Origin of the sequence: uncultured Meiothermus sp. (genome assembly GCF_937863175.1) — a bacterium.
Classification (GTDB): domain Bacteria; phylum Deinococcota; class Deinococci; order Deinococcales; family Thermaceae; genus Meiothermus.
Genome location: NZ_CALMCQ010000258.1, coordinates 1 through 2656, shown reverse-complemented (window position 1 = coordinate 2656; position 2656 = coordinate 1). Strand labels below are relative to the sequence as shown.

General features: G+C 60.9%; 5 protein-coding genes. All 5 read left to right on the top strand.

The genetic code is table 11. The annotated features are described in order from the left end of the window. The coding region (locus tag Q0288_RS09775; protein ID WP_299429882.1) for an NAD(P)H-dependent oxidoreductase at window positions 1–640 on the top strand (640 nt) is incomplete at its 5' end. After that, window positions 637–966, top strand: coding sequence for a 2TM domain-containing protein (locus Q0288_RS09770; protein WP_299429880.1), 330 nt, complete (start codon window positions 637–639; stop codon window positions 964–966). The genes Q0288_RS09775 and Q0288_RS09770, both read left to right, overlap by 4 nt. A gap of 23 nt (window positions 967–989) precedes the next feature. Next, complete coding sequence (locus tag Q0288_RS09765; RefSeq protein WP_299429878.1) at window positions 990–1469, top strand: DUF4188 domain-containing protein; 480 nt, start codon at window positions 990–992, stop codon at window positions 1467–1469. Next, window positions 1466–2194 (top strand): MBL fold metallo-hydrolase, encoded by a 729-nt coding sequence (locus Q0288_RS09760; protein WP_299429876.1) that lies wholly within the window; start codon window positions 1466–1468, stop codon window positions 2192–2194. The genes Q0288_RS09765 and Q0288_RS09760 overlap by 4 nt, the downstream gene beginning before the upstream one ends. Window positions 2195–2263: 69 nt before the next feature. Then, window positions 2264–2656, top strand: a 393-nt coding sequence (locus Q0288_RS09755) for an HAD family phosphatase (RefSeq protein ID WP_299429874.1), incomplete at its 3' end; no start/stop codon positions are given.

Below are 2656 nucleotides of genomic sequence, written 5' to 3'. Positions count from 1 at the left end.
TGGAGGAAAAATGAAAAAGATTCTGGTTATTCTGGGTCATCCGCGTAGCGACAGCCTGAGCCATGCCCTGGGCAGAGCCTACGCCGGAGGCGCGAGCCAAACCGCCGAGGTTCGGATCGTCGAGTTATGCCAGCTCGAGTTTGCCCTTACTTACCCCACCCGCACCGCCTATGACAACAAAGTGCAAGGCACACTCGAGCCCGACCTGCAAAAGGCTCAGGCTGACCTCCATTGGGCCGACCATCTGGTCTTCGCCTACCCCCAGTGGTGGGGTGGGGTTCCTGCCCTCTTGAAAGGCTTCATTGAGCGGGTTTTCTTACCTGGGTTCGCCTTCAAGTATCGTAAGGATTCGCCCTGGCAAGACCCATTGCTTAAAGGCAAGACGGCCCGCTTGCTGGTCACCATGGACGCCCCAGGTTGGTACAACCGCTGGGTGTATCGCAACGCGGTGCATACTGCCATGCTCTACCCCACCCTGCACTTCTGTGGCATCAAGCCCGTTCGCATCACCGAGTTCAACCTGGTCCGAAGGGCCACACCTGTGGTTATCCAGAAGTGGATGAACCAAACCCGCCAGCTGGGCCGGCGAGAAGCAGCGCAGGGCCACCCCACGGCCCTTTGGAGCAGGAAGGCCGTATGACCCACAACCTCAGAAGAATCGCCGAGAAACGCACCAAAGCCAGGTTGGGCTTTTACCTCCACGCCACCGTGTTCGTCTTCGTCAACCTGATGCAGCCCGGCATCAATCCCTTCACCATGCCCTGGGTGTTCTGGTCGGGACTCCCCTTCTGGGGCTGGAGTCTGGGGCTAGTGGTTCACGGGCTGGGGGTCTGGCTCAAGACTTCCGACGCTCGAGGGTATCGGATCGAAGAAGAAATGGATGGGCTGCAACGCCCTCAGATTTTCGAAACCCCCATCACTTCATCGGTCACGGTGACCGAAAAACCTCGGGAAAGCCAACACTGAGTTTTGGGCAACAGGGAGGCGCCATGATTCTGCACGGACGTTTCACCGCACAGCACGAGGGGCCGCTGGTGGTGTTTTTGATTGGGGTGCGGGTTAACAACTGGCTGCGCTGGCGGGAGTGGCTGCCGGTGGTGCGGGCCATGAACCCGATGATCTCCTACTTGTACAACCACCCCGAGAGCGGCTTTCTGGGTTTAGGAGGCCAGTGGTTGAGCATGGACTTTCGCGGCCTGCTGATGGTGCAGTACTGGCGCAGCAGCGAGGATCTAGAACGCTTTGCCCGCACCGACCCCGAGCTGCACCCTCAGGCCTGGCGCGACTTCTTTCGGAAGGCCTTCAAGGGTGGGGCGGTAGGGATCTGGCACGAGACCTATGTGGTTGAGCGGCAGGAATCGGTTTATGGCAACATGCCACGGATCGGCCTGGCCAGGGTGAGCAAGGTAGTGCCCATCCGTGGCAGACTGGAGACCATGCGCGAGCGGCTGCAAAAGGAGTCGGTGTGAGACAGATCGCCCCCAGCCTCTATCAACTTAACCTGGGCATCGCCAACGCCTATCTGATCCGTAGTAAAAACGCAGTGGTGCTGGTGGACGCAGGCCTTCAGCACTCGCTGCCCAAAGTTGAGCACGGCTTGAAACGGGCCAGGCTGGCCTGGCGCGACCTTACCCACATCTTCATCACCCACGCCCACCCCGACCACGTGGGCAATTTCCCCGAGATAGCCCGGCTTTCGGGTGCGCAGGTCTGGGCACACCGTCTGGAAGCCCCGATCCTGCGTGGACAGAGACCGGTTTGGTTGCCCGACCCGCAGAGCCTTCGCTGGGTGGATCGCTGGACGCGTAGCCTGGCACGGCTCAACCGCGAAACCCAGGCTACCGGAATGGTGCAGCGCGAGCTGGAGGACGACGAGCCGCTCTCGCACCTCGTGCCCGACTTGCGGGTGGTGCATCTGCCGGGGCATTCGGCTGGGCATACCGGTTTCTACAACAAACTCGAGGGCTGGTTGATCGGGGGGGATGTCATGATGAACCTGGTGGGCTTGAGTTTCCCGATGGCAGCCTTCACCCCCGACCCCGCCAAAGCCTGGCGCAGCATTCTGCGGGTTGCTACCATTCAGCCCAAAATTCTGGCGCTGGGGCACGGCAGCCCACTGCTCAACGCCGAGGAAGCCCTGGGCCGGATGTCCCGGCGCGCTCAAAGCGAGCTGCAAAGGCTCGAGGTCGGCTAGGATTCACCCGGCCTCCGGGCCTCGCTCGGCGAAGTAACGACCTCCCTTCGGGAAGTACAATTCACCAGGATGCAAGCCCTCATTTTCGACTTTGACGGCACCATTCTTGACACCGAAAGCAGCGAGTTTCAGGCCTGGCAGGAAGTCTACCAGCGGTTCGAGGTCGAACTCACGCTGGAATACTGGCTTCCTTTTGTCGGCAACAACTCGACTCCCTTCGACCCAGCCGGCCACCTGGAAAAGCAGCTTGGCGAGGCGCTGGACAAATCCAGTCTGGAAAACTGGGTCTGGAAGCGCAAGCAAGAACTCAACCGGGCCCTGGAGCCCCTGCCAGGTGTGCTGGACTACCTGGATGCCGCCGAGGCGATGGGCCTGAAGCTGGCCGTGGCCAGCAGCTCGAGGCGGGACTGGGTGGAAAGCCACCTGGCACGCTTAGGGCTTCTGGAGCGCTTTGCGGTAATA